Genomic DNA, 24,331 nt, shown 5'->3' on the forward strand with positions numbered 1-24,331 from the left:
CCTTGGCGGCGCAAGAAACAAGGGCCACGCGTTATTCCTTCGCAGCCTCCCGAGTGATCTAGCGCTGATCACGCCGATACCGCCACTCCCGCGGCGCCTCGCGCCCGCCCTCGTCGCGGCGGCGGTACCGCTCCCAACCGTTCGCCTTGAGGTAGGCTGAGACGCGCATCTGGTCGCCGCGGGTCCAGCGAGCGGGCTCGAGCCCGATGGCTTCCTCGAGGATCTCGCCGACCGACACATCCCTCAGCGGCTCCGGGCGCGGCACGCTCTCGGTGCGGGAATTGCCGTAGTCGGGGAAGCCGTCCGAGACGGTGCGCATCTCGTGCGTCAGCCAGTGCTCGATCAGATCGTCCCAAGCGTCGGACTGGTAGCGGCGGTCCTGTTCCTCGCGGGCCTCCTCCAGCAGCGCAGGGTCGTCGATCCACCAGATCGCGCCGGCGCGGAAGCGGTGGACGGCCTCGGCCCAGAGCTGGTCCCGGTCGCGGGCGAGCGCCGCGATGTCGATGGCGCCGCAGCGCAATGGCCAGAAACGACGGTTGCCGGTCTCGTCGCGCAGGTAGGTGTCGGGGTTCACGGTGCCCGCGAACACGCACTGGCGCGGCACCTCGACGGTGTAGCGGCCGTAGGGCGGGCGGAAGCGGTCGGTGGTGCGGGTCAGGAACGCCTTGATGCGCGAGACCTCGGCGCGGCCGATGGCGTCGAGTTCGGCGATTTCCACGATCCAGACACCCTGCATGTGCAGCGCCGCGTCCTTCGACCCGAGCTCGGGCAGTTCGTCGGTGAACCATTCCTCGCTGGCCAGCACCTTGATCGCGGTGGATTTGCGCGCGCCCTGCGGCCCCTCGAGGATCAGCATGTGGTCGGCCTTCACGCCGGGGCGATAGATGCGGGCGACGGCCGAGATCAGCCAGAGCGCTCCGATGGTGTGATGGAACGCTGTGGGCTCGGCGCCGAGATATGCGCTGGTCCAGGTCTCGATCCGGGGCGTGCCGTCCCATTTCAGGGTGTCGAGCCAGTCGCGGACGGGGTGGATGCGCAGCTCGCGGGCGACGGCGCCGACGGCGCGGCTCACGACCACCGGCGCCACGTTGATGCCGCGCAGCTGCAGCCATTCGGCGGCGCGGATGTCGTCGGCGTCCTCCCAGGAGCGCGGGAGGAACGCGGCGGCGCAATCCCACGGCAGCGGCTGGCGCACCACGATCTCCTGCCCGAACTCGTCGAAAGCGAGAACGCCGGCGAAGGCCGGATCGGAAGTCAGCGCCACGATGACGTTGGCCTCGTTGCGCTCGGGCGCGCCGGCGAGGTCGAGCCGAAGGCGCCTGAACCACGCGGGTTTCGGGATCGGCGCGTGCGGGTCGCCGGTTGCGTTCACGCGGCGGCGAAGCTCGGCCAGCTGTTGGGTCAGGACCGACATGCCGATGCCTGTCGCGGACTTGATCCGAGCGATGACCTGTCGTTCGGGCAGCGGATCGAGCTTTGCAAGCGCGATGCGCCCGAGCAGCGTGGACAGCGCTTCGAACTCGGGCGGGTTGGTCAACGCCTCGGCCGCGGCGGTCAGGGTCGCGGGATCGTAGGCGGAGGCGACGATGGGCGTGGCCGTGTCGGGCTCGACAGGGTCGCCGTCCTGCGAATTCGCCGTGGTGTCTGCCGGTCGCGCGTAATCCTCGGCGCGAGCGCCGCGCCGCAGGTCGTCGTTGAAGTCGTCGCCGTGGAGCGGCGCGACGATCTCGTTCGGGATGTCCGCGCGGTTCAGGCGGTCCGAGAGCGTCGCGGCCGCCTGGCGGCCGGCGTCTCCGGCATCGGCATAGATGGTGACGCGCCGGGTGCCCTCGGGCCACTGGAACCGCGCCAGACCGTCGGCCGACAGCGCCGCCCAGACCGGTGTGCCGAAGAGCGCGTGGGCCGCGAGCGCCGTCTCGATGCCCTCGGCGATGCCGATGTGTCCGTCCTCGGGCATCGGGAACAGGCGGACCACGGCATCCTTCACGCTGCCGAGCATCTTCTTGCCCGGGGGCGCCTTCGCGCTGCCGTCGTCGAGCAGGAAGGTGCGGTGGATGCCCGGCGCGCGCGCTCCGTCCGGCAGCCACAGGATCGCGATGAGGCCGGGCCAGCCACGGCAGCTGTCGAAGTCCGGAAGATCGGGGTGGAACAGCAGGTCTGGCGATCCAGGATCCGACAGCCCGCGGGCGCGCAGATAGGTCTCGCCCAGCGTGCCGGCGAGCGGCACGGCCCCGTCGACCAGCCGCGCGATCTCGGCCGAGTGGTCGGGACGTGCGCGCATAGGCGACGCCGGCAATGTCCGCGGCGCGGGATGGTCCATCCCCGCAAGCCGCGCCGCCTCGTCGAAGAGTGCGCCGTCGCAGAGGCCGGTCGCCTGCGCGATCAGGTCAATGGGACCGGCCCGCTCCCCGGTGGCGTAGTCGAAGCCCCAACCGGCATAGGGCCCGTCGAGATGTATGGTGCAGGAGCCCTCCTTGCGCGGCGGACGCCCTGAGAGGTCTGCGCAGCGCAAGGATCGACGGTCCCGCGCAAGCCGGGCCTCGGGGAAGAGCCCCGGCAGCCAGTCGGCCGCGGTGCATGCCAGCCGCTCCTTCACAGCCGCGAGGTCGTGCCGGGTCTTCGGGACCGCGATGTCGTTGAGGTCGATCATCGCACCCCTCAGGCCAGCAGGACGAGCCCGCGCTCGGCCCGGGTAATCGCGGTGTAGAGCCAGCGGCGCCGGTCGATCTCGCTGCGGCCCAGCCCGTCGTCCCAGACGATCACGTTCTCCCACTGCGAGCCCTGCGCCTTGTGCGCGGTGATCGCCCAGCCGAAGGTCGCCTCGGTCAGCAGGCGCTTCTCCTTGTAGTCGCGGTCATGGCGCTTGTCGTCGTAGGCGACATGGTCCTCGAAATGGCCCTTGTAGATGCGCAGCCGGCCCGGACGCCCGTCCTCATAGGGCTCGCCGATGTGGCGCCCGTCCTCGTCATGGACGACGGCGGAGAAGTAGAGGCTGCCCTCGTCGACGATGTCCTTGAGCGTCACGAACATCCCGTTGATCAGCCCCAGATCGTTCTGGTTCTTCAGGCAGATGACCTTCTCGGCCGGTCCCGTGGGCAGCCAGGAGCCGCCGAGCCCAGCGGCCGCGCGCATGGCGTTGTTGATCTGCAGCCGCGTGGCGTTCAGCCCGCAGATCAGCTGGCCGCCGCGGAGTGCTTGCTCGGGTGTGATGTCGCCCTTGCGGAGCTTGGCGACATGGTCGTCGTAGACGCCGAAGCCGATCGGCCGGCCCTCGCGCGCCATGGTGGCGAGGCGGATGATCGCGCTCTCTGCCGCTTGGCGGTGGATCTCGGTCAGCATCACGTCCGGCTCGTCGCGGGTGAAGGCGCCTTCGCCCCGGATCGGCGGCAGCTGGCCGGGATCGCCGAGCACGAGGATCGGCTTGCCGAAGCTCATCAGGTCGCGCGCCATCTCCTCGCCGACCATCGACACCTCGTCGAGCACGATGAGCCGGGCGTCCGCGGCGTCGCTCTGTGGGTTCAGCGCAAAGCGTGGGTGCTTCATCGCAGAAAGCCCCTGGCGCATCGCCTCGATCGCGGCATCGGCCGTGGTGCGCGCGAACCCGGTCAGCCGGCGAGCGTCGCGTTCGGCGACCGCGATCTTGCGGGCAGCCTCCTCGATTTCCTCCTCGGTCGACTCGATCACCGAGTAGATCAGGCTGTGAATGGTGCGCGCGGGCGTGCCCTTGCGGGTCAGCACCAGCGCGGCCTTGCCGGTGAAGGTGGCGGTGACGACGCCGGGCACGCAGCGGCCGTCCTTCGCGCTGCGGTGGGGCGAGAGGCCGAGTTCGTCGAGCGCGAACTTCAGCACGGTGGTCTTGCCGGACCCGGCATAACCGAACAGGCGGAATACCTGCTGCTGCTCGGTTCGGGTCTCGAACCACTCCTTGATCTCGCGGATCGCGGCGGCCTGCGTGGCGGATGGGGTGAACTCGGTCATGGCTGGGGCATCTCCACTGCGTAATCCTTGACGATCCCGCCGCGGGTCGGATCGCCCACCTCGCACGGACGGACGAAGACCCGGCGACCGTCGGCGAGCTGCCGCCAGTGACCGCGGCGAATGTGCCAGCGCGGGCTCGCGTGACTGCCGCCCTGCGGCGGCGTCGCGGCGCGCAGGCGGGCCGGATCGATTGCGACCTGGCGCCAGACCCAACCGCGCACGCCCTCGCGGGCCAGACGGGACCGTTTCGCGGAGGACACCTTGCGGTCGCGGATTTCAGGTGCGGCGCCGAGGATGGTCAGCGCGCGCCAGACGATGCCGGCGGCAACTTCGCCGTGACCTCGGACCGTCTCGTCACTCCGCTCGGCCGGGTTGCCCTCGATCTCCGCCTTGCCGTCCGGATGCATCCAGATCCGCACCAGGCAATCCGTCCAGCCGCGCGGCGCCCGCTTGCGCATGAGGAACGTGGCCTCGACGATGTCGCCGTCGGCGCGAGCGCAGACGATCAGGCCCGAGGGGGCCGCGCGCTGCTCGCGCACCTCGAAGATCACGGAGGGATGCGGCAGCCGAAGCGGACCAGTAAAGACCCGGGTCATCGCGCGGTCGACGATATCCCCATCGAAGGCGGCCTGATCGTCGAAGAAATAGATCGGCGCGAACTCCGCCGCTGCGAGCAGGTCGGAGCACCAGAACCGCTCGCGATGCGCGCGCACGATCCGCTTGAGCTCGTAGGCGTCGGGGATCATGGCCGCTCACTCCAGCACCGACCCGCCCAAGCACAGGGCGCGTGCCACTTGCCGGCCGCCATGCCGCCGCGGCAGAGGACTGCGGTGGGCTCGGCCGCGGCGCGCGGCAGCCATTCCCCGGCCTCGGAGGCTCGCACCACTGCGACGGCGCGATCCGACATTTCCTGCGCGAGATGCGCGTCGAACGGCACAAGCTCGGCGTGAAGCTCCATCGTGTCGCGGTTCAGCGCGGTGAAGAGCGCCGGGGCCGGCAGCTCCATGTAGGCCTGATAGAGTGCGATCTGCGCCGCATAGACCGGCCGCGCGAGGCTGACGCCGCGCTTTACGACGTCCTTCCAGCTGGCCGGGCCGAGCGCCTTGTTCTCCCAGAGCGCGGGATAGTCCATCGCGACCGGGCCGGAGACGAAACAGCCGTCGATATGGCCCTTGAAGCGCCCGCCGAGGGCTTCGAACCCGAACTGGCGGCCGTCCGGGCGTTCGGTCCGCAGATCGAACCCGGCGATCCGGAACCAGCCGGCGACGATGTCCTCGGCCCGGTGGCCCGCCTCGAAGATGCGCAGCGTGCGCGGCGCGAACTCGTGACCCTCGTCCTTCGGCACCGCGAGGAAGTCGTACTGGATCTGGCGCAGGCAGTCGCGGCCGAGACCCGAGGAGCTGACATAGGTCCGCGGACGCTCTGCGCGGTGGCGCGCGGACAGCGCCGTGTCGATGGCGGCGGACACGGCTTCGGCAATGGGTGGGCGTGGCGCGCCGGCGCCGTAGAGACAGCCCGAGCCATGGTTGAGGTCGATCATCTCTCGCGCTCCCAGAACCCGCCGGCCTGGGCGATGCAGGTCAGCTTGTGGAACTGCGCGTCCGTCAGCCGGGCGCTGTCGCCGAACCGCGCAAGCTTCTCGCGAAGGCTGGCGCAGAACTCGATCTCGAAGTCGGTGACGGCGTTCTCGGCGGCCGCCTCGAGCAGATGCTTCCAGCTGGAGGACGCGGTGTCGTCGTTCAGGTCGATCATCGCGCGCCCCCTCAGAACGGAATGGGGTCGTCGAGGGCCGTGCCGGTGCGCTCCGTGCGCGCGGCCTGGTCCTGCATGCTGTCGATGTAGCCGGTGACCGCCGCCTCGATCAGGCGGTCGATGTCTTCGGCGCTGCGGTGGAAGAAGGGCTCCATGAGCCCGAGGTCGGTGAGCGCTTCGGCGAAGAGCGTCCGCGCATCGCGGATCGCCTGCGCCTCGCGCGCTGTCTTGTCGATCATGCCGTTGTTCCTTTGGGCGATGGCGCTGCCCACGTCCTGACAGCGGCGCGAGCAGAAGCGGTGGTAGGGGTGGCGATCCCAGCGGAGGCCGTGGCAGTAGCCGAAACCGCGCGCCTCGCGGGCGCAGACGGCGCAAAGCGCTACCCGAGCAAGAATGTCCCGATCGGGTCCTCGGGCGGCCAACTGGCCTTCTGGAGCTTTTCGGACTGGAGCACGATCCAGCGGGAGATCGCGTTGCTGGCCATGGCTTCGAGGTCGCCGAGGCCGAGGCTTGCGATGGGGGCGTGCAGTTTTCCTCGGGCCTCGAGCCATCGTCCGATCTCCAGCGCCGCCTCGCGCGTCACATGCGCCTGCCATTCATCCGGGGTCATCGGCCCGGCCAGATCGCACCGGGCCTCGGGCAGCGGCGAAGGCCGGTTTGACCTCCGCCGCCGCGCTGTCGACCGGGCCTCACCCATTGAGCCAGGCGGGCATGCCGGTCGCCGGCGCTCCGCTCGGCGCGTTGGGCGGGGACGCAGCCGATTGCTGGGCTGGCGACTGCTGCGTGGGCTGCGGGGCCGGCGCCTGCGCGCCCCAGGCCGGCGCCGCCGCCGGGGCTTGCGGTTGCGCGCCCCATGCCGGCGTGGGCGCCTGCCAGCCTGCTGCCTGCGCGCTCGCGGCCTTGCGCGGCGGGGCGTTGACTGGATCCGGGGGTACGGTTTCGCCGCGCATGATGGCGGCATGCTGCGGCTCGTCGGGCAGAACGACGTTCGCGATCCGGTTCTGGTCGCGGTATTGGGGGTTGGAGGCGGGCTCCACCATGATCCGCGCGGCGAAGACGATGCCGTCGAGATGCTTGAGCCCGGGCAGCACCCGCTTGGCCTTGGCGTCGGGGCTTTCGTCCCTGGGATCGAGCCCGAGAGCGCTGTCGACCATCGCCCGAAAGGTGGATTTCGAGATCTTCCAGCCGATCGACTGGCCCTTCTCGTCGACCTTTCCGCCCGCCACGGTGAAGCTCTGCCAGAACTTCCGCCGGGCATGCGGCCCCTCGAGGATGGTGAACTCGCAGTCCAGCATCTTCGCGTCGCTCGACTGCGAAGCCTTCAGGAGCTTCGCGTCCATCGGGGTGGCGCCGTCGACGCCGCCGGGGCGCACGGTCAGGCGGACCTTGGCGAAAGTGCCGTCGGGGATCAGCTCGCCGATGGGGGCCATCTGCGGCTGGGCGTCGTTGAGATCGTAGCTCATGGGTCTGTCCTTTGCGTCTGGATCAGGAAGGGGTGGCGGGATGAGCGGGCGCGCGGCCGTCGATCTTCGCGATCAGCGCGCCGAGATCGGGCGCCTCCGTCGTGTCGAGACGACCGGAGCGGTCCTTGGCGGGAAGGCCCCAGGGGTTGCCGGAGCGGCAGACGAGGCGGCGCCCTGCGGAGGTTTCGTCGAGGGTCCAGTCGCCCTTGGCGTCGCGGCCAAAGAGCTGCATCGAGACCACTTGATCGACGATCCCCGGCAATTCGCGGCCGGCCTTCGTGCCCTCCATCTGCGGCTGCCAGGTCGTCGCGCCGAACTCGTCGGTGACCTTCTCGAGCACGCCGACGAAGATCACGGTCTTGCCGCGGGCGTGCTGGAGGTGCTTGAGCGCCTGGATCACCTCACGGCCGAGCAACCCATAGGCGCCGCGGACATCCGGCTTGCCGGTCCGCTCGGAGAAGGCCTCCGGCTGCTGGCGGGCATAGGCCATGGCCTGCCGCGTCAGGTCGGTGATCGAGTCGACGAAGACGACCCGCTTCCGGGCAAGGAAGTCCTCGATGCCGGTGCCGAGATACTGCTGCTGCAGCCAGGCGTGATACTCGGCGCCGTACCAGGACTGCGGATGCTGCGCCGGGTCGTGCCCGCCGATCAGTACGGCGAGGTCGCGGAAATCGGTGAAGCTGCGCACCGGGATCGAGTCCCCGCGCCAGTCCTGAACCGATTTCATGCCGGCCTCGAGATCGAGGCAGACGGTCTCCTCGGCGGGCAGCGTCTTCAGGAGCGTCGTCTTGCCGACACCGGGCGGGCCGAAGATGGCGAGAGAGGTCTTGTTCTCGGCAGCCGAGAGCCGTTCGTCGGCGGTGATGATGCGGAAGGCCATGGGGTTCTCCGGGATTGCGTTCAGGGGGCGCGGCGGCGGGGTGACCGGGTGCCGAAGGGGAACCTGCCCGGCGTTGCCGACCGGGCGTCCCGCCGCCGCGCGTCACCGGTCTCGAGCCTCGAGCCGGAAGACGGGTTTGCCGGTGGTCTCGCTGCGCGCGTCCGCGAAGCCCTCGCGCATCGCCGCGGGCCAGGCGCCGTAGCGCCGCTCGGACACGCGGTAGGCGATCTCGAGATACTCGGTCGGGTCGTCACCGGCGGCGCGGATGCGTTCGGCCATGGCGGCGAGCCGGTCCTGATCCCACGTGACCTTCTTCGGCAGATCCGCGACGATCACGACGCCCTCGTCCTCGACCCGCACGGTGCCGCTGGTCTTCCCCTGAGCGGTCCGCTCGGCCGCGGCGGCGGACTCGTAGCGCTGTGCAATGCCGGCCTCGAGCCGGTCGCGCAGCCGCTTAACGCGGGCGGTCTCGGCGAGCGCCGTCGTCTGCAGATCCAGCAGCATCTCGGGCGGTAGCGCCGCGATGTCGCCGAGGGCGAGACTTTCGAGATCATCGAAGTGCGGGGCATTGTCGGGGTGCGGCATGGCGGTGTCTCCGTTGGAAGGGAATGTCAGGGCCATCACGCGGCGCGCTCTTCGAGGAGCAGCGCCGAGAGCGAGGCGGTGGCGGCCCTGGGTCTGGGCCGGGCGACGGCGATGTAGGCGAAGCGGTCGGGGCCCACGCGCTCCTGCACGAGGTGGACGAGGCCCTTCTCGAAGGCGCCCAGCGCGGCCTGACCGAGATCGGCAAGCTGGCGGCGCTCAGACTCCGGCAGGGTCGAAATCACCGGCGTGACATCGATCCCGAGAAAGCCGCAGTGGTATTCGAGCCGCGCACCGGCTTCGGCCTGCGCAATCCAGGCGTAGAGCTCGACATCGGTGAGCTTCGGTGTCGCCACACGGGCGCCGATTGGGGTTGCGGCGACCATCAGCACGGCCGCGCGGCCCGCGCCGGGTCCGCAGTGAGCCGGCGGGGCGAATAACCGACGCGCGCGACCGCCTCGCTGATCTTCAGGGCGCGTTGAAGCTGGCTCTGCTCGAAGGCTTCGATGTCGGCGAGCCGATAGAGCACGCGCCCGCCGAGCTTGAGGAAGGCCGGCCCCTGGCCGGTGTAGCGCCAGCGCTCCAGCGTCCGGTGGGAGATCCCCCAGCGCCGGGCCAGCTCCTTCTGGTTCAGGCAATGCCTCTGCAGCATCGGTGTCTCCTCTCGTTGTCGAGGAGATCATGCGAAATTCCGCTGTGGGATGTCGTCAGGATTGGCGGGGGATGCGGAGGGGGATCAGTCGGCCCTTGCAGGACTGGCGTTTGGCCGTTGGCGGGGCGCCGTCATCCCCCACCATCCCTCACTCATCCCCCTCCCGATCCCACGGGAACCGGGCCGAAGGGGATCGCTCAGTCGAGATTCAGACGGTAGCCGCCACGCCGGTCGGAGCGGATCAGATGCCGCCAGTCCTTCTGCGACTTGAAGACGTCGGCCATGCGCAGGCTCTTCGACCCTGCGCGCGACAGGATGGCCTTGCCGTTCTGCCAGGGCACGCCGGCCTGCGCCGCCTCGTGCAGCGCGCGCACGACTTCCGCCTGGATCGGGCCGAGCTTGAACCGGCATCCGTTGCAGCGAACCTCGAGATAGTCGGCCGAGTGGATGAAGGTCGCCTCCTCCATCGGCTGCCCGCCCGGCGAGAACCCGGTCTCGATCTCGAAACGGTCGCGTTCATCGCGCCTTAGCAGCAGGTCGCCGATCATGACGAGGACGGGCTTCGCATCGCCCCAGGTCGTCGCGTAGTCGGCCTTAGGCGCCCGGAAGCTTTCAAGATGGACCTCGCCACACCGAAAGAGCTGGAAAACATCACGGGCGTGGAGATCGAGCAGGCCGCTGTGGTAGCTCTGCTCCCAGGGCACCTTGTACGGCTCGCCTCTCTCGTCCTCCTCGATGTCGCCGAACTCCATGGGCACGCCGAACACGCGCACCGACAGTCGGAGCTTGTCGTTCTCCGCGAGGTAGATCAGGTCGGCCTCGGTGATCTGCCAGCGCTCGAGGATCTCGGGGAGCGTGAAGTACGATTTGTCGATCTGCATTCACTGCCCTCCGCGCCGATTCCCGTGTAAGATGTTTACCTTATGTTCTTATTCGCTTGACGGGCCTCGATCAATCCGATTTTATCCTATTTCATCCACAGATGGGTGGGGATGACATGACCGAGCACCACACGCTTTCCGACCGCCTCAGGGCCCGGGCCAACCAGCTTGGCATCAGTCCCGCCCATGTCGCCGAGATGGCCGGCGTGAACCGGTCCTTCGTCTATGACATCCTCCGCGGGCGCTCGACCCGTCCCGGCATCGACAAGCTGGCGGAGGTCGCGCGCGTCCTGAAGGTCGATCGCGACTGGCTGATCCACGGGATTGGCGATGTCGAGGGCACGCCCCCCTTCATCGAGAACCCGGACGAGACCTTCGTGTCCATCGCGCATGCCAGTCCCAGACCATCGATGGGCGGCGGTGCCGTGGTGGAGGAGCATGGCGACACTGCCGGCCGCGCCTACCACTTCCGGCGTTCCTGGATCCGGAACAGCCTGAAAGCCAGCCCGTCCCAGCTGCGCATCATGCATGTCGAGGGCGACAGCATGGCGCCGACGCTGCTCGACGGCGACACGGTCCTCGTGGACATGACGCGCCGGGCCCCGAACCCGCCGGGCATCTTCGTGCTCGACGACGGCATGGGCCTAGTGGCCAAGCGGCTCGAGCACATCGCAAACAGCGAGCCGCCAGCGGTTCGCGTGATCTCCGACAACAAGCACTATCCCGAATACGAAAGAACGGCCGACGAGATTCATATCGTCGGCCGCATCCGATGGTTCGCGCGGGAGATCTAGTGGTGGCGCCTGACGGGGAAATGGACGATCTGTTTGAGCTGGCGGGTGGCTACTTCCGAGATGCCATGACCACCGTTGAAATTGAAGCGTTCTTCTCGAAACGCGACATCCCAGTTGCAGAGGGCAGCAGCAAAAAGACACTGGCCCGGAATACACTCGCAAGCCTTCCGCGAGCAAAGGCGCTCGAGCTGGTCCTCGAGTTTGCGCAAGAACGGCGGGATATCGACCTGCAGGACAGGGTGTACATCCTACAAGACAAGGACCGGCCGGAAATCTCCGCGATCACTCGCGACCGAGTAGCCGATCGCCTTGGTGCCGGGATCCATGGACAAGGCATTCGTCCGGACGTCATCGAGGGGCTGTTTGATCTGAGTTCGCCCGCCGACTACTTCGATGGCCCCACCAAAACCGAGGAACTCAGACAACACGCGACTGGCGAGGCTCCGTTTTGGAACGCAAAGGAGGTCTTCGAATTCATCGGGGCAATAACATGTCCTTCGAGGAGGTTTGCGCAGCTGATCGAGACCGCTCTGGATCCCCGGTTTCGTGATGCCGACGACCAGGCTGCGCTAGCAGCGGACTTGACCCGCATCCTGCAGCTCGATGGTTACGAGGTTGCTCAGACAGGAGAGGTCTCGGGCCGCGCAACGTTCTCGGTACGCCCCGTTCGCCGCGGCGTCGACGGGCGGCCGAAGAACCTGATCTTCGCTTCCAACGGACCAAAGCCGAGGCTCGGGTTCTCGGATGCGATCGACAACGAAGTCGTCGTGCTCGAGCATGCCGACAGCTGCCTCGTTTATGAGCGCCCCATCGGCAATGGATTGTCATGGCTCGACCTGGTCCGTTGGTGGATGGAGCAGAAGGGGATCGTCGACCTCGCCGAGGCGCGCACCAGCCTCGGGCGGCGTTTGCTTGCCTCGCTTGACGACGGCCCTGAGCAGGAGTTCTTCAAGGCGTACTTCCGCAATTTCGCTGAACGACTTGGAGACCGGCTGCCGGCGCTCATCCCGCAGGTCTACCTGCATTACGATCCGGAGATCGCGAGGCGTCTCGCTGACAAACGCGTTCTGTTCCGGCAGCGCATGGACTTCCTCATGCTGTTGCCGGGCCGACAGAGGATCGTCCTCGAGATTGACGGCAAGCACCACTATGCGATCGGCGAACGCGCCGATCCCGGCCTGTACGCCGAAATGGTTGCGGCTGATCGCAACCTTCGCCTTCGCGGCTACGAGGTGTTTCGGTTCGGGGGCTCGGAATTCTCTCACCCGAAGGGATTGATGCAGGAATCTGTCGACAAGCTTGTGAAGTCGTTCTTCGAGGAGCTGTTCGTCGTCCATCGGTTAGGATAGCGCATCCCAAGAAGACCGCAGGCTTACGCAGAAGTCCCCTAAGCGTCTGAAAGTAATTGTTTTCGGGGGCTGCGCGGATAGCGTTTCTCCCATGCGAAACGCGCCGACATATCCGCGGCTGGGATCGAACCCGCTGCCGCCCGACCAGATGACGCCCGCCGAACGCCGCACCGAGCTGTGCGGCCTGCTGGCGCTCGGGCTGGTCCGGCTGAGGCTGCGCGAACATGATGAACTTTCTGACGATACTGGAGAAATTCGCCTACACTCTCCGGTCGACCGATGCCGTCATGCAACTCCAACTCACCGGAGACCCGCATGACGACCCACGATCCCATCCCCGCGCGCCTGGCCGCGCTGAAGAACGCGACGACGCTGGAGCTGAAGGCGCAATGGCGCGACCTGTTCGACAGCGAGCCGCCGCCGTTCAACCGCCGCTACCTGGAGAGCCGGCTGGCCTACCGCATCCAGGAACTGGCCTATGGCGGCCTGAAGCCCGAGACGATCCGGCGGCTGGAGCGGCTGGGCGAGGAGCTCGACGGCGGCGACCGGAAGAAAAGCCGCCTTCGCGCCGACACCATGCCCATCGCCGGCACGCGGCTGATCCGCGAGTGGCACGGTGTGGAGCAAGTCGTCACGGTCACCGCCGACGGCTTCGAGTGGCAAGGACGGCCCTACAAGTCGCTCTCGGCCATCGCCCGCGCCATCACCGGCACGCGCTGGAACGGCTGGGTCTTCTTCGGGCTCAAGAACCGGAGGGCGCGGACATGACCAAGCCGATCGTCCGGAAGCAGCGCTGCGCGATCTACACGCGCAAGTCGTCCGAGGAAGGGCTGGAGCAGGAGTTCAATTCGCTCCACGCCCAGCGTGAGGCCTGCGAGGCGTTCATCGCCAGCCAGCGCTCCGAGGGCTGGGTGCTGGTCCGCGATCAGTATGACGACGGTGGCATCTCCGGCGGCACGCTGGAACGCCCCGGCCTGCAGCGGCTGCTGGAGGACATCGAGGACGGGCTGGTCGACGTGGTCGTGGTCTACAAGATCGACCGCCTCAGCCGGTCGCTTGCCGACTTCGCCAAGCTGGTCGAGGTGTTCGACCGGAACGGCGTGACGTTCGTCTCGGTCACGCAGTCGTTCAACACAACCACGTCGATGGGTCGGCTGACGCTGAACATCCTGCTCTCCTTCGCCCAGTTCGAGCGCGAGGTGACGGCGGAACGCATCCGCGACAAGGTCGCCGCCAGCCGCAAGAAGGGCATGTGGATGGGTGGAGTCCCGCCCTACGGCTACCGGGTCGAGAACCGGAAGCTGGTGATCGATGACGAAGCCGCCGAGCATGTCCGCTGGATCTTCGCGCGCTTCCTCGAGATCGGCTCGGGCACGGAACTTGCCCGGGAGGTCGCGAAGCGCGGGATCCGCACACCGCGCGGCAACCGGATCGACAAGAAATACCTTCACCGGATGCTGAACAACCGCGCCTATATCGGGGAGGCGGTGCACAAGGGCGAAAGCTATCCTGGAGAGCACGACGCCATCATCGCCCGCGATACGTGGGACCGCGTCCACGCCATCCTGCAGGAGAGTCCGCGCAAGCGGGCGATGCGAACACGCGCCGAGACGCCCGCATTATTGAAGGGGCTCCTGTTTGGACCCGACGGCGTGGCCTTCTCCCCGACGCACACCCGCAAGGGCGACAAACTCTACCGCTACTACGTCAGCCAGACGGTGTTGAAGCATGGCGCCGGATCCTGCCCGCTCGGACGCGTACCTGCGGGCGAGATCGAAGCGGCCGTCATAGACCAGCTCCGCGTTGTGTTTCGCCAGCCGGAGATCGTTGCAGGAACGTGGAAGGCGGCGCGCGCACGCGCCGACGACATCACCGAGGCAGACGCCCGCGCGGCGCTGCAGCAGCTCGATCCGCTGTGGGACGAACTGTTCCCCGCCGAACAGGCCCGCATCGTGGCGCTGCTAGTCGAGCGCGTGGACATCGGCAAGGAGGGGCTGAACGTCCGGCTCAGAGTCGACGGGCTGGGTGGCCTCGCGCGCGAGATGCTGGCCGGTGGCGTCGGAGAGGCGGCATGACCCGCGGGACGCCGATCCCCGACACCGTGACGCTCCATGTGCCGTTCCGCCTCGTGAAGCGTGGCGGGCGGAAGGAGATGCAGCTGCCGCAAGGCTCTACCCAGCCGCGGCGCGCGGACAACACGTTGGTCAAGGCGCTGGCGCGCGCGTTTCGCTGGAAGCGGATGCTGGAGTCGGGAGAGTTCGCCACCATCGCCGAACTGGCCGAACGTGAGGGGATCGCACCCTCCTACATGACGCGCGTCCTGCGCCTGACCCTGCTTGCGCCCGACATCGTCGAGGCGATCCTGAACGGGAAGCAGGGGCCGGAGGTCACGCTGGCGGAGATGCTGGAGCCGTTCGCGGAAGAGTGGGCGGAGCAGCACGCTGCTTTCTCGCAGCGATAGCCCTTTCGGCAGCCACCGATCTCACGGACGCTGCCTTGCATCCAACCATTAATCAAAAGAACAACACCGACAGGCGCGATCCAACACCAAATGGATCAAATCGAGCATTGCCCCAAGACGGCGGAGGGCTAGGACCCTCCACGCGTGACCGAGAGGATCGCTTTTCCGCTGATAGTCAGTCTATCGTAGGATCACTCCCTGACGTCCCAGCCGATTTTCGCGCGGCGCACCGCAGCACGTGGTTGGCATAACCGTGCATTGGTGCCATGGTCGGTGAAAACAAAGGAAGAACAGTTGCTCCTTGAGTCGATCGATCAGACCCGCCTCGAAGTGTCGCCCACCCTCGACCCCAAGCGTCGGTCGAAGCTCGGCCAGTTCATGACACCCGGTCGTATCGCATCCTTTATGGCCAGGATGTTTGGCCCTCTGCCGTCCAACGTGCGACTGCTCGATGCGGGCGCTGGCATGGGCGCGCTGACCGCTGCCTTCGTAGAGGAGGCCATCGCACGCGATACGCGCCCACAGTCGATAAACGCGACCTGCTATGAGGTGGACGACCATCTCGCCTCGATCCTCGACGACACGCTTGCCGCGTGCGCAGATCAATGCGCTTCCGCGGGGGTCGCATTTACGAGCCGGGTCATCCGAGACGACTACATCCTGCAATCTGCGGAGCCGCTTCTATGCGAGCAGCGCACCTACAACTGCGCCATCCTTAACCCGCCCTATGGCAAGATCAACCAGACCTCGGAGTGGCGGTTGGGCCTACGCTCCCTCGGAATCGAAACGGTGAACCTCTACACCGCCTTCGTCGCGGTCGCCCTTAGCCAGATGGAGGAAGGCGGCGAGATCGTCGCCATCACGCCGCGCTCCTTCTGCAACGGGTCCTACTACGAGCCGTTCCGCCGCATCCTGCTTGCGGGGTCCGCAATCGCAAACCTGCATGTTTTCGAGTCCCGGCGATCCTCGTTCAAGGACGACGAAGTGTTGCAGGAGAACATGATCTTCCGCGTGCGCAAGGACGCTGAACAAGGTGAAGTTGCCTTATCGACGGACGAGACAGAGGCGCGAAACGTGCCCTTCTCGGACATTGTGCGCTCCTCTGATCGCCATGCCTTCATCCGCCTGCCTGTGTCGGGCAACGACCTTGCCGACAGCGTTCAGGCGCTCCCCTGCGTGCTGGCTGATCTTGGTATCAAGGTTTCGACCGGTCGCGTCGTCGATTTCCGCGCAAAGGAACACCTGCGCAAGGAACCGGGTGCCGACACCGTGCCGCTGATCTACCCCCAGCACTTCCATGATGGGGGCATCCAATGGCCGATCTCCAACTTCCGCAAGCACAACGCGCTGGCCGACAACGACGACACGGCAAAGCTGATCACCCCTGCGGGTATCTTCGTCCTGACGAAACGGTTCACGGCCAAGGAAGAGAAGCGCCGCCTTGTCGCCACGATCTACGACGGCGAGCGCGCTGGGTTCGAGAACCACCTGAACTACTTTCACGAGAACGGTGACGGCCTGCCGCTTGACCTTGCCAAGGGGCTTGCGGCCTTCCTGAACTCGGACGCCGTGGATCAATATTTCCGCATCTTCTCGGGGCACACGCAGGTCAACGCGACCGACCTGCGCAACTTGCACTACCCGAGCCGCGACCAGCTTGAGGCGCTAGGGCGCGGTGACACGACGATGGACGACCTGCTCTAGCCAGTCACCTTGAACTGCTTGGCCGGGTCTCCCTGAATCCAGATGAACGTGTCGTAGGCGATGTTTTGGTGCTTGCCTTGGCGCGCTGCCGCCTCTTTCCACGTCCGGTAGGTCGTTGTGAACCCGACGCCTGCCTTGCCGCAACGCTCGGCCATTCGGTTCATCTGCGCGACCTTGTGCGCGTCAACCTCGCCGTCGCTCGTTACCGCCTCGATCACCCAAAGGTGGTTCGTTTCCGGGTTCCACAGCAGCGCGTCGGGCATCGCGTCCTCCAAGGTCAGCGCGACGCCTGCCTCGGCCATCTTGGCGCGCTCGGCGTCCGATATGCGGTCGCCGTCCGCATCATCGACGTAGAGCAGTTGGTAGCCAGGTAGGAAGCGCGGCGCGTAATTCTCGACGCTCGCCTTGATCAGGTGGGCGTGCCCGGAGTCGATCAGCTTGCGCGCGGCTTCTGCCATCTCAGCTTGGAACGCACGCCGTTCGCGCGAAACGTCGTCCCGCGCCCATTCGGCCAGCATATCCCGCCACGCATCGTCAGGGGCCTTCAGGACCGCCTTCAGCGCCTCGTCTAGGCGGTAGCAGGAGTTGGGCGACTTCGCCTTGACGTGTCCGGGGATGAACTCGCCATTCTCAAGTGTGATCGCCTCGAACCCGCCCAACTCGCGAAGCGGCTTGATCCAGTAGTCGCGCCCCTCACGATCCAGCTTGCCGCTGTCCCGTTGCAGGATGCCAATGTGGCAGGCGAGGTGCGCCGTCGATGCCCCGTCAGCGATCGTCGCCCCCTTGGGGGCCTTCGTGAACCAGCTTCCCGTCTGATCGTCGAGCATGGCGAAGGTGCAATCGACCAAGTCGGCGTTCGTCCCGAGATCGAGGTATTGCAGGATTGCGCGAATCCGGTCCTTCGTCACGCCTTGCAGCGCGTCGGGCATCGGCCCTCGTTTGGCTCGTAGTTCCGCCACTTTGTCATGCAGTAGTGCCATCCGACTGTAACTCCAATAAATTTTTCCGAGGGGCGCTCAAAGGACGGCGCCTCGGCCCGATGATCAAAATTGGATGATATCGTAAGCGTCCGTCAGGGACCATCGGGTCCGAGTGGCTGAGCGCCGACCAGGGGCCTGGCAACCTCTGCGTGAATCCCAGGGCCTCGAGCGTCTATCCTTGCGCGAAGTAACCGGCTCCCAGTGTCTGTCGACTGACACCTCTCTAGCCTCGCGGTGCCGGGGAGCGAGACCAAGAAGCCGGCACGATTCCAAGAAAAAATCACCGGCAGCAAAGGTTTGCTTACAAGCGCCGCATGTGAGATTCTCTTTTGGGGAGGTACAGAAAACAGAATGGGCGAGCGCAGCAAGATCGAGTGGACGCATCACACCTTCAATCCTTGGTGGGGGTGCGTGAAGGTCTCCGAAGCCTGCAAGAACTGCTACGCCGAGGCATGGGCGAAGCGGACCGGCCAAAGCGTCTGGGGCATTAATGCGCCGCGACGCTTCTTCGGTGACGCTCATTGGGCAGAACCGACAAAGTGGAACCGCCGGCTTGAGGGAACGGGCCGTCGAGAGCGGGTCTTCTGCGCGTCGATGGCTGACGTCTTCGAGAATCGGCCGGATTTGGTGGAAAGCAGGGCGCGGCTCTGGCGGCTGATCGCCGAGACCCCGAGTCTCGATTGGCTCCTGCTCACGAAGCGGCCGGAGAACATCCTGGGTTTCCTCCCGGAGGACTGGGGTCTCGGCTGGCCGAACGTTTGGCTGGGCACCACTGTCGAGTTGCAGAAGCGCGCCGACGAGAACCTGCCGCACCTCGTGAATGCGCCGGCGGTCGTGCGCTTTATCTCGGCCGAGCCATTGCTGGGCGACCTCGACCTCAGGCCATATCTACCGCACCTTCACTGGGTCATTACCGGCGGCGAGAGCGGGCCGAAGGCGCGGCCAGCCAGCCCGACCTGGTTCCGCAACATCCACTTGCAGTGCATGGAGGCGGAGGTCGCATTCCACTTCAAGCAATGGGGGGACTGGGCGCCGGGCGACGGCGACAACCTCGCGCGGAAGCGGCTGGAGCACGCCCAGGACGGGACCCCGATGGTGCGGCTCGGCAAGAAGCTAGCAGGCCGCGCGCTAGACGGCGAGACGCACGACGGCTTACCCAGAATTGCGATCTAGCCTTTAGCTGAACTTTTTTGCAAATGGATCAGTCAGTTGGACGAGTCTTTCTACAACGAACGGGAGCAGACGAAGGCGAAGCACGACCTACTTAGGAGGTACCTCGAACGCTTCGCCTACAAGATCCTCGGGTCAGGATGGCAAGCCTTGGACTTCATCGACGGCTTCTCCGGCCCGTGGGAGAACAAGGACCAGACGCGGTTCCGCGACACATCCTTCGGGATCGCGCTTGAGACGCTGAACATGGTTGCCGCCAACCTCTCCGAGCGGGGCAAAGCGGTCCAAGTGCGGTGCATCTTCAACGAGAAGGATCCGGCCGCGGCGAAGGATCTGGCAGACTTCGTGGCGCGTGTGCGTCCGGACTTCCCCCATGTCGAGGTCCACACACTCACAGGTGCCTTCGATGAAAACGCGTCAGCGATCGACAGCCTCGCGACGCATCCTTTTCGCCTAGTCCTCGTGGATCCGACTGGATGGACCGGCTTCCCGATTGAGGCCCTGAAGACCGTCTGCAAGGGACGGTGCGAGCTCATTTTGAATTTCATGCACAACTACATTGCATGGCATTTCGCGAATCCCTCCCTGAACCGGGAGCGCTGGCTTACCGAGCTAATTGGAGCGGAGCTCGCAGCACCTTTGCATTCTCGGGAACTTTCCGTCGAAGAGGTGCGCGATGCCGTGCTCGCCATGCTCAAAGCCGAACTCGGGTTCGCATACGCTTGCCATTCGCCGATCGAGATGGTCAAGAAGCGTCGCCTTCATTTCAGCATGATCTATGGCACCTCTGCGGCGGATGGCGTTTTCGTACTCAGGGAAGCGGAGAAGAAGGCGCTGCCGGACCACGAGTGGAAGGTGAACGACCGGCGGGCGCGCGGCCAGCTCAGCATGTTCGAGGACGAGGAGCACTCGCCAGGGCCGTACGGAACCCTGAGAAGCAGGCACCTCGAAGACCTTCCGGCGCTCGTGACTAAACTCGCCCGGCAGACCAAGGACGCGCCTCTATCATTTAAGAGATTTGCAGCAACCGTGATGGAGAAGCATTACGTCTCTCCGACAGAGATCAAGGAGAAGGTCGGGGAGCTGGCGAAACAGGGCCTGATCAAGCCAACCTGGAAGACGCGTAAAGAGAAAGCCCGAGTACCGGACGGCGGCGACCTAATCGTCTGGATTGGCGATGAAATCACCTAGCTTTCCTGCAATCATCGGTTCGATGTTAGTTCCATCACGCCGAGCACCACCGGCATCGAAGTGTTCAGGGGGAACTTCGGAAAAACATAAAAATACCAGATGCTTGCAAGCTATTCACCAAAACTGCGCAGTCAACAGGTCCGGAGAATATCGCCCCTGAGAGACCGCTTCCGGGCCTCCCGGCGCAAGGGCCAGTGCTCAGCCCCTCCCGCATAACCCTCGAAAACAACGGAAAAAACCGGCCGCAGCCGGATCGGGAGAACGCTTTCGCGAGGGCAAGTGGCGGAGGAGGTGGGATTCGAACCCACGGTGGACTTGCGCCCACGCCGGTTTTCAAGACCGGTGCAATCGACCACTCTGCCACTCCTCCGAATCGGGAAACAGGCTTAGTGCGGCCGTCTCGATTCTGAAAGCGGGGGCGTGCCGAAAAACCGGGCACGGGCAGGCTGAGCCTTCCCAAGGGTCGGGCGTGCCGCTATCATCAGACTGTCGGCCGGGTGGTTTGGGCCGCCCGGAAAGACCCCGGCGAGCAGCAGAACGAGCGACGCGGACTACCGCGCGACAAGGGGGCGAGGCATGACGGCAAACCGTATCGGGCGGCTGGCCATGGCGATTGGCGCGGCGGCATTTATGACGGCCTGCGAGGACGGTGACGGACCAGCCTTCCTGCAACGGGATCCCGGCCCCAAACCGACCGGCGCCACCAGCACCGAGAGCCGCATGACCGAGCGCGAGGTCGAGGCCCCTGAGGTGTTCGAGGCGACCGGGCATGGCCTGTGGGATGGGCGGCCCTCGCTGGGCGGGGTCTGGGTGGCCCACCCTGACGCGACCGACCCCGAACGTGTGATGATCCGCAATCTGGAGAACGGCAACTCCGTTGTTGGCGCGCTTTTCCGGCGCGAGCGCGAAGTGCCGGGGCCAAAGTTGCAGGTGTCGTCGGATGCCGCCTCTGCGCTAAAGATGCTGGCCGGGAATCCGACCGAGTTGAGCGTCGTCGCGCTGCGTAAGAAAGCGTTGCCGGACCCGGCCGCGCCGGGGCCCGAGGAGCCGCAAGCCGACGCCGAACCGCTTGCGGCCGCGGCCGCGGCCATCGAGCGGGCGGAGACGGGCGCTGCTTCGCCCGGCGCGGGCGCCATGCGGCCCGCCCCCCGCCCTGCGACCGCGCCGGCGGCACGCCGAACGCCGCGCATGACGCTGGCGGATGTGAACGCGCCCCCTCCGGGCGAGGTGGACCTGCCCGAACCGCCCGGAATGACAGCAGCGGCCGCCGCTGAGCCCACGCCCGCCGCGGCCCCGCGCTCCGGCCTTTTCGGCGTGCGCAAACCCTACGTCCAGGTTGGCGTCTTTACCGAGAGGCCCAACGCCGAGGCCACGGCAGATCGCCTGCGCCAATCGGGGATCATTCCCACAGTCCGCGACGAGGGCAGTGAGGCGACGCCCCTCTGGCGCGTTGTCGTCGGTCCCTCACGCAACCGTGCTGACCGGGCGCAAGTGCTTGAGCAGATCAAGGCGCTCGGCTACACCGACGCCTATTACGCGAGCGACTGAATCCCTGGGCCAGAATGCGGGAGGCGAGAATGCGACCGATGAGACTGCTGGCCGTGGCGGCGCTGGGCGCCTTTATCGTGGCCGAGCCCGCCCTGGCCGCCTTCGAGACCCGCGCCAAGGCCGCCTTTGTGATCGACCAGACGACCGACACGGTTCTGCTGACCAAGAATGCCGACCAGCCGTTGCCGCCGGCCTCGATGTCGAAGCTCATGACGCTCAACATGGTCTTCGAGGCGCTGCGCGACGGGCGGGTGACGCTGGAGACGCGCTTCTCGGTGTCGTCTCGGGCGATGGAGATCGGCGGCTCGACCATGTTCCTGACCGACCAGGACCGGCCGACGGTGGAGGAATTGATCAGGGGCATCATCGTACAGTCGGGCAACGATGCCTGCGTGGTCGTGGCCGAGGGACTGGCGGGCTCCGAGGAGGCATTTGCCCGGCTGATGACCGAACGAGCCCAGGCGCTGGGGATGGAGAACTCGACCTTCGCCAATTCGACGGGCTGGCCTCATCCGAACCAGCGCATGAGCATGCGCGATCTCGGGATCATCGCCCAGCGGCTGATCAACGAGTTCCCGGAATATTACGGGTATTTCGCCGAGGAAGAATACCCCTATGACGGCCGCGCGCCGCAGAACCGGTTCAACCGCAACCCGCTCTTGAAACTCGGGATCGGGGCGGACGGACTGAAAACCGGACACACGCAGGAGGCGGGCTACGGGCTGGTGGGCTCGGCGCTTCAGGACGGGCGGCGGGTAACGTTCGTGATCACCGGGCTGGAAACCGAGACACAACGTGCCGAAGAGGGCGAGCGGATCATCAACTGGGCCTTCCGCCAGTTCGTCCAGCGGCGCATCGCGCGCGAGGGCGAGCGGCTGGCCGAGGCCGAGGTCTGGATGGGCGAGATCGAACAGGTCGGCCTTGTCGCGCCGGACGATCTGGAGATCTTGCTGCCGGCCACCGTCCGGGGCCAGGTCGAGGCCGAAGTGAGCTTTCGAGATCCGATACTCGCTCCCATCGAAGAGGGCCAGGAACTGGGCGAACTGGTGATCGAACGCCCCGGCATGGCATCGGAGCGGCTGCCGCTGGTGGCCGCGCGGTCGGTGGCGCGCGGCGGGTTCGTACCGCGGCTGCGGGCCGCGACCGGGGTGCTGATCGGCCTTGGCCGGGAGGCCGCGGGCCTCTGAGATGGACGGCCCGGCGCGCTTCATCACCTTCGAGGGCATCGACGGGTCGGGCAAGACCACGCAGGTGCGACGGTTGGCCGATTATCTGCGGGGCCGCGGCGCGGATGTGCTGCTGACGCGCGAACCGGGCGGCAGCCCAGGCGCCGAGGAAATCCGCCGCCTCGTGCTCGAGGGCGATCCCGATCGCTGGTCGGCCGAGACGGAAATCCTGCTGTTCACCGCCGCGCGGCGCGACCATCTGGAAAAGACGATTCTGCCTGCGCTGGCCGCCGGCCAGGTGGTGATCTGCGATCGCTTCGCCGATTCCACCCGCGTCTACCAGGGCATCACGCGGGGCGACCTGCGCCGCGTCGTCGACAAGCTGCACGCGCTGATGATCGGTCGCGAGCCGGACCTGACCTTCCTACTCGACATGGATCCCGAGACGGGACTGGCACGGGCCAAGGGCCGCAACGGGACGGAGGAACGGTTCGAGGATTTCGGCCCGGCGATGCAGGCGAGGATGCGCGAGGGGTTCCTTGCGCTCGCGCAGGAATTCTCCGAGCGCTGCCGGGTGATCGACGCCGACCAGCCGGCCGAGACCGTGGCTGCGGAAATTGCGGCCCTTGCCGAGGGGGCCCTGGCATGAGCGAGGAAGCGCGGCCCGAACCCGACCGCGTGGACGGCGCACCGCACCCCCGCGAGACGCCCCGCGTGATCGGGCAGGCATCGGCGGAGCGGGCCTTTCTCGAAGCGGTCTCGGGCGGGCGGATGCACCACGGCTGGCTGCTGACCGGGCCGCGCGGCGTCGGCAAGGCCACCTTCGCCTGGACGGTCGCGCGGTTCCTGCTGGCGCGGCCCGCAGGGGACGAAGCGGGCCTCTTCGGCGAGGCCGCCTCGGCACCGCACGGGCTGGCCATCGCCCCCGAGCACCCGGTCGCCCGCCGGATCGCCGCGCTGTCGGAGCCGGGGCTATTCCTGCTGCGCCGGGCCTGGGACGACGAGAAGAAGCGGCTAAAGACCGTCATAACGGTGGACGAAGTGCGCAAGCTGCGCGGCTTCTTCGGGATGTCGTCGGCCGAGGGCGGGCGGCGCGTCGTGATCGTGGACGCGGCCGACGAGATGAACGTCAACGCCGCGAACGCGCTTCTGAAACTGCTGGAGGAGCCGCCGGCGAACGCCACGCTGCTGCTTGTCAGTCACCAGCCCGCCCGGCTCCTGCCGACGATCCGCTCGCGCTGCCGCGAATTGCGGCTCGCCTCGCTTGCGCCCGACGCCATGACCGAGGCCCTCCAGGCCGCCGACCAGCCCGCGCCCGAAAGCCCAGCGGCGCTGGCGGAACTCTCAGGCGGGTCGGTCGGAGAGGCGATCCGCCTGATGCAGCTTGACGGGCTGGCGCTGTATGCTGAACTCGTCGGACTGTTCGCCGGGCATCCGGGCCTAGATCGGATGCGCGCAATCAAGCTGGCGCAAGCGGCGACGGGCAAGGCGGGCGAGGCGCGGTTCGACCTGACGCTAAGTCTGATCGAACTGTTGCTCGCGCGACTGGCGCGCACCGGGGCCACCGGCGCGACGCCCCCCGAAGCCGCGCCGGGAGAGGCGCAGATGCTCGCCCGTCTTGCGCCCGGCCCCGATGCGGCGCGCGGATGGGCAGAGGCGGCACAGACGCTCTCGGCCCGCGCGCGGCAGGGCAAGGCCGTCAACCTTGACCCGGCCTCCCTCATCCTCGATACGGTGCTGAGAATTGACGAAACGGCCGGCCGCCTGGCCGCCTGAGGCG

Annotated in this window: 26 protein-coding genes and 1 tRNA gene; 12 read left to right on the plus strand and 15 right to left on the minus strand. The window is 66.8% G+C overall.

Features of this window, described 5'->3' with window-relative positions; genetic code table 11:
• Positions 1 to 58 precede the first annotated feature (58 nt).
• The 13 genes from BUR28_RS07975 to BUR28_RS08035 form a co-directional block, all read right to left on the minus strand.
• Positions 59 to 2,650: a VapE domain-containing protein gene (locus tag BUR28_RS07975; protein ID WP_074219643.1), complete on the minus strand. Its 2,592-nt coding sequence runs from the start codon at positions 2,648 to 2,650 to the stop codon at positions 59 to 61.
• Positions 2,651 to 2,658: 8 nt separating this feature from the next.
• Positions 2,659 to 3,978: an ATP-dependent DNA helicase gene (locus tag BUR28_RS07980; protein ID WP_074219644.1), complete on the minus strand. Its 1,320-nt coding sequence runs from the start codon at positions 3,976 to 3,978 to the stop codon at positions 2,659 to 2,661.
• Complete coding sequence (locus BUR28_RS07985) at positions 3,975 to 4,724, minus strand: hypothetical protein (protein WP_074219645.1); 750 nt, start codon at positions 4,722 to 4,724, stop codon at positions 3,975 to 3,977. The genes BUR28_RS07980 and BUR28_RS07985 overlap by 4 nt, the downstream gene beginning before the upstream one ends.
• A complete protein-coding gene (locus tag BUR28_RS20585) occupies positions 4,721 to 5,518 on the minus strand; it encodes a hypothetical protein (protein ID WP_074219646.1) in 798 nt (265 codons plus the stop codon). The genes BUR28_RS07985 and BUR28_RS20585 overlap by 4 nt, the downstream gene beginning before the upstream one ends.
• A complete protein-coding gene (locus BUR28_RS07995; RefSeq protein ID WP_074219647.1) occupies positions 5,515 to 5,730 on the minus strand; it encodes a hypothetical protein in 216 nt (71 codons plus the stop codon). Before BUR28_RS07995 ends, BUR28_RS20585 begins: the two co-directional genes overlap by 4 nt.
• An 11-nt stretch (positions 5,731 to 5,741) precedes the next feature.
• Positions 5,742 to 5,969, minus strand: a complete 228-nt coding sequence (locus BUR28_RS19355) for a DUF6511 domain-containing protein (RefSeq protein WP_139307526.1) — start codon at positions 5,967 to 5,969, stop codon at positions 5,742 to 5,744.
• Between the two features lie 140 nt (positions 5,970 to 6,109).
• Complete coding sequence (locus BUR28_RS08005; RefSeq protein ID WP_074221561.1) at positions 6,110 to 6,340, minus strand: hypothetical protein; 231 nt, start codon at positions 6,338 to 6,340, stop codon at positions 6,110 to 6,112.
• 79 nt (positions 6,341 to 6,419) lie between these two features.
• Positions 6,420 to 7,193 carry a hypothetical protein gene (locus BUR28_RS08010; RefSeq protein ID WP_074219648.1) on the minus strand — a complete coding sequence of 258 codons (774 nt, stop codon included), beginning with the start codon at positions 7,191 to 7,193 and terminating at the stop codon, positions 6,420 to 6,422.
• Positions 7,194 to 7,215: 22 nt separating this feature from the next.
• Entirely contained in the window at positions 7,216 to 8,073 is an 858-nt protein-coding gene (locus tag BUR28_RS08015) for an ATP-binding protein (RefSeq protein ID WP_074219649.1), read from the minus strand.
• Positions 8,074 to 8,175: 102 nt separating this feature from the next.
• Complete coding sequence (locus BUR28_RS08020; RefSeq protein ID WP_074219650.1) at positions 8,176 to 8,658, minus strand: hypothetical protein; 483 nt, start codon at positions 8,656 to 8,658, stop codon at positions 8,176 to 8,178.
• Positions 8,659 to 8,693: 35 nt separating this feature from the next.
• Positions 8,694 to 9,011 (minus strand): hypothetical protein, encoded by a 318-nt coding sequence (locus BUR28_RS08025; RefSeq protein ID WP_254813711.1) that lies wholly within the window; start codon positions 9,009 to 9,011, stop codon positions 8,694 to 8,696.
• A gap of 29 nt (positions 9,012 to 9,040) precedes the next feature.
• Entirely contained in the window at positions 9,041 to 9,307 is a 267-nt protein-coding gene (locus tag BUR28_RS08030) for a helix-turn-helix transcriptional regulator (protein WP_083626523.1), read from the minus strand.
• A 197-nt stretch (positions 9,308 to 9,504) separates the two neighbouring features.
• Positions 9,505 to 10,188 (minus strand): hypothetical protein, encoded by a 684-nt coding sequence (locus tag BUR28_RS08035; protein ID WP_074219652.1) that lies wholly within the window; start codon positions 10,186 to 10,188, stop codon positions 9,505 to 9,507.
• Positions 10,189 to 10,289: 101 nt separating this feature from the next.
• Between BUR28_RS08035 and BUR28_RS08040 the strand changes: the two genes are divergently transcribed.
• The 6 genes from BUR28_RS08040 (at position 10,290) to BUR28_RS08070 (ending at position 16,496) form a co-directional block, all read left to right on the plus strand.
• Complete coding sequence (locus BUR28_RS08040) at positions 10,290 to 10,982, plus strand: LexA family transcriptional regulator (RefSeq protein WP_254813712.1); 693 nt, start codon at positions 10,290 to 10,292, stop codon at positions 10,980 to 10,982.
• 20 nt (positions 10,983 to 11,002) lie between these two features.
• A complete protein-coding gene (locus BUR28_RS08045; RefSeq protein ID WP_139307527.1) occupies positions 11,003 to 12,331 on the plus strand; it encodes an AbiJ-related protein in 1,329 nt (442 codons plus the stop codon).
• A 315-nt stretch (positions 12,332 to 12,646) separates the two neighbouring features.
• Entirely contained in the window at positions 12,647 to 13,099 is a 453-nt protein-coding gene (locus BUR28_RS08055) for a DUF2924 domain-containing protein (protein ID WP_074219655.1), read from the plus strand.
• Positions 13,096 to 14,406, plus strand: coding sequence for a recombinase family protein (locus BUR28_RS08060; RefSeq protein ID WP_074219656.1), 1,311 nt, complete (start codon positions 13,096 to 13,098; stop codon positions 14,404 to 14,406). The genes BUR28_RS08055 and BUR28_RS08060 overlap by 4 nt, the downstream gene beginning before the upstream one ends.
• The gene (locus BUR28_RS08065; protein ID WP_074219657.1) at positions 14,403 to 14,792 is read left to right on the plus strand and encodes a hypothetical protein; all 390 of its coding nucleotides are present in this window, start codon (positions 14,403 to 14,405) and stop codon (positions 14,790 to 14,792) included. Before BUR28_RS08060 ends, BUR28_RS08065 begins: the two co-directional genes overlap by 4 nt.
• Positions 14,793 to 15,086: 294 nt before the next feature.
• On the plus strand, positions 15,087 to 16,496 hold the full coding sequence (locus BUR28_RS08070) for an Eco57I restriction-modification methylase domain-containing protein (RefSeq protein WP_083626527.1): 1,410 nt from the start codon (positions 15,087 to 15,089) through the stop codon (positions 16,494 to 16,496).
• Here the strand turns inward: BUR28_RS08070 and BUR28_RS08075 are convergent.
• Complete coding sequence (locus tag BUR28_RS08075) at positions 16,493 to 17,425, minus strand: BsuBI/PstI family type II restriction endonuclease (protein ID WP_175566915.1); 933 nt, start codon at positions 17,423 to 17,425, stop codon at positions 16,493 to 16,495. The genes BUR28_RS08070 and BUR28_RS08075 overlap by 4 nt on opposite strands.
• Before the next feature lie 402 nt (positions 17,426 to 17,827).
• On the opposite strand from BUR28_RS08075, the gene BUR28_RS08080 reads away from it, so the two are divergent.
• Positions 17,828 to 18,649 carry a DUF5131 family protein gene (locus tag BUR28_RS08080; RefSeq protein ID WP_074219660.1) on the plus strand — a complete coding sequence of 274 codons (822 nt, stop codon included), beginning with the start codon at positions 17,828 to 17,830 and terminating at the stop codon, positions 18,647 to 18,649.
• 36 nt (positions 18,650 to 18,685) lie between these two features.
• Positions 18,686 to 19,837 (plus strand): three-Cys-motif partner protein TcmP, encoded by a 1,152-nt coding sequence (tcmP, locus tag BUR28_RS08085; RefSeq protein WP_074219661.1) that lies wholly within the window; start codon positions 18,686 to 18,688, stop codon positions 19,835 to 19,837.
• 280 nt (positions 19,838 to 20,117) lie between these two features.
• Here tcmP and BUR28_RS08090 read toward each other — a convergent pair.
• Positions 20,118 to 20,207 (minus strand) — tRNA-Ser (locus BUR28_RS08090).
• 206 nt (positions 20,208 to 20,413) lie between these two features.
• Between BUR28_RS08090 and BUR28_RS08095 the strand changes: the two genes are divergently transcribed.
• From BUR28_RS08095 to BUR28_RS08110, 4 genes are read left to right on the plus strand one after another with little or no spacing between them, the layout of a single operon-like run.
• Entirely contained in the window at positions 20,414 to 21,385 is a 972-nt protein-coding gene (locus BUR28_RS08095; RefSeq protein WP_074219662.1) for an SPOR domain-containing protein, read from the plus strand.
• A gap of 29 nt (positions 21,386 to 21,414) precedes the next feature.
• Entirely contained in the window at positions 21,415 to 22,572 is a 1,158-nt protein-coding gene (locus tag BUR28_RS08100) for a D-alanyl-D-alanine carboxypeptidase family protein (RefSeq protein ID WP_074219663.1), read from the plus strand.
• Between the two features lies 1 nt (position 22,573).
• A complete protein-coding gene (gene tmk / locus BUR28_RS08105; RefSeq protein WP_074219664.1) occupies positions 22,574 to 23,200 on the plus strand; it encodes a dTMP kinase in 627 nt (208 codons plus the stop codon).
• Positions 23,197 to 24,327, plus strand: coding sequence for a DNA polymerase III subunit delta' (locus BUR28_RS08110; protein WP_074219665.1), 1,131 nt, complete (start codon positions 23,197 to 23,199; stop codon positions 24,325 to 24,327). The genes tmk and BUR28_RS08110 overlap by 4 nt, the downstream gene beginning before the upstream one ends.
• Positions 24,328 to 24,331 lie beyond the last annotated feature (4 nt).

The sequence above is a fragment of the Rhodovulum sp. ES.010 genome (assembly GCF_900142935.1).
Classification (GTDB): domain Bacteria; phylum Pseudomonadota; class Alphaproteobacteria; order Rhodobacterales; family Rhodobacteraceae; genus Rhodovulum.

Coding starts and splice junctions, on each gene's coding strand:
- BUR28_RS08060 (WP_074219656.1), top strand. CDS start 13,096: ATGACCAAGCCGATCGTCCGGAAGCAGCGCTGCGCGATCTACACGCGC.
- BUR28_RS08015 (WP_074219649.1), bottom strand. CDS start 8,073: ATGGCCTTCCGCATCATCACCGCCGACGAACGGCTCTCGGCTGCCGAG.
- BUR28_RS08075 (WP_175566915.1), bottom strand. CDS start 17,425: ATGCCCGACGCGCTGCAAGGCGTGACGAAGGACCGGATTCGCGCAATC.
- BUR28_RS08010 (WP_074219648.1), bottom strand. CDS start 7,193: ATGAGCTACGATCTCAACGACGCCCAGCCGCAGATGGCCCCCATCGGC.
- BUR28_RS08110 (WP_074219665.1), top strand. CDS start 23,197: ATGAGCGAGGAAGCGCGGCCCGAACCCGACCGCGTGGACGGCGCACCG.
- BUR28_RS08100 (WP_074219663.1), top strand. CDS start 21,415: ATGCGACCGATGAGACTGCTGGCCGTGGCGGCGCTGGGCGCCTTTATC.
- BUR28_RS07985 (WP_074219645.1), bottom strand. CDS start 4,724: ATGATCCCCGACGCCTACGAGCTCAAGCGGATCGTGCGCGCGCATCGC.
- BUR28_RS08055 (WP_074219655.1), top strand. CDS start 12,647: ATGACGACCCACGATCCCATCCCCGCGCGCCTGGCCGCGCTGAAGAAC.
- BUR28_RS08065 (WP_074219657.1), top strand. CDS start 14,403: ATGACCCGCGGGACGCCGATCCCCGACACCGTGACGCTCCATGTGCCG.
- BUR28_RS08080 (WP_074219660.1), top strand. CDS start 17,828: ATGGGCGAGCGCAGCAAGATCGAGTGGACGCATCACACCTTCAATCCT.
- BUR28_RS08095 (WP_074219662.1), top strand. CDS start 20,414: ATGACGGCAAACCGTATCGGGCGGCTGGCCATGGCGATTGGCGCGGCG.
- BUR28_RS08030 (WP_083626523.1), bottom strand. CDS start 9,307: ATGCTGCAGAGGCATTGCCTGAACCAGAAGGAGCTGGCCCGGCGCTGG.
- BUR28_RS08040 (WP_254813712.1), top strand. CDS start 10,290: ATGGGTGGGGATGACATGACCGAGCACCACACGCTTTCCGACCGCCTC.
- BUR28_RS07975 (WP_074219643.1), bottom strand. CDS start 2,650: ATGATCGACCTCAACGACATCGCGGTCCCGAAGACCCGGCACGACCTC.
- tmk (WP_074219664.1), top strand. CDS start 22,574: ATGGACGGCCCGGCGCGCTTCATCACCTTCGAGGGCATCGACGGGTCG.
- BUR28_RS08005 (WP_074221561.1), bottom strand. CDS start 6,340: ATGACCCCGGATGAATGGCAGGCGCATGTGACGCGCGAGGCGGCGCTG.
- BUR28_RS08020 (WP_074219650.1), bottom strand. CDS start 8,658: ATGCCGCACCCCGACAATGCCCCGCACTTCGATGATCTCGAAAGTCTC.
- BUR28_RS07980 (WP_074219644.1), bottom strand. CDS start 3,978: ATGACCGAGTTCACCCCATCCGCCACGCAGGCCGCCGCGATCCGCGAG.
- BUR28_RS08045 (WP_139307527.1), top strand. CDS start 11,003: ATGGACGATCTGTTTGAGCTGGCGGGTGGCTACTTCCGAGATGCCATG.
- BUR28_RS20585 (WP_074219646.1), bottom strand. CDS start 5,518: ATGATCGACCTCAACCATGGCTCGGGCTGTCTCTACGGCGCCGGCGCG.
- BUR28_RS19355 (WP_139307526.1), bottom strand. CDS start 5,969: ATGATCGACAAGACAGCGCGCGAGGCGCAGGCGATCCGCGATGCGCGG.
- BUR28_RS07995 (WP_074219647.1), bottom strand. CDS start 5,730: ATGATCGACCTGAACGACGACACCGCGTCCTCCAGCTGGAAGCATCTG.
- BUR28_RS08035 (WP_074219652.1), bottom strand. CDS start 10,188: ATGCAGATCGACAAATCGTACTTCACGCTCCCCGAGATCCTCGAGCGC.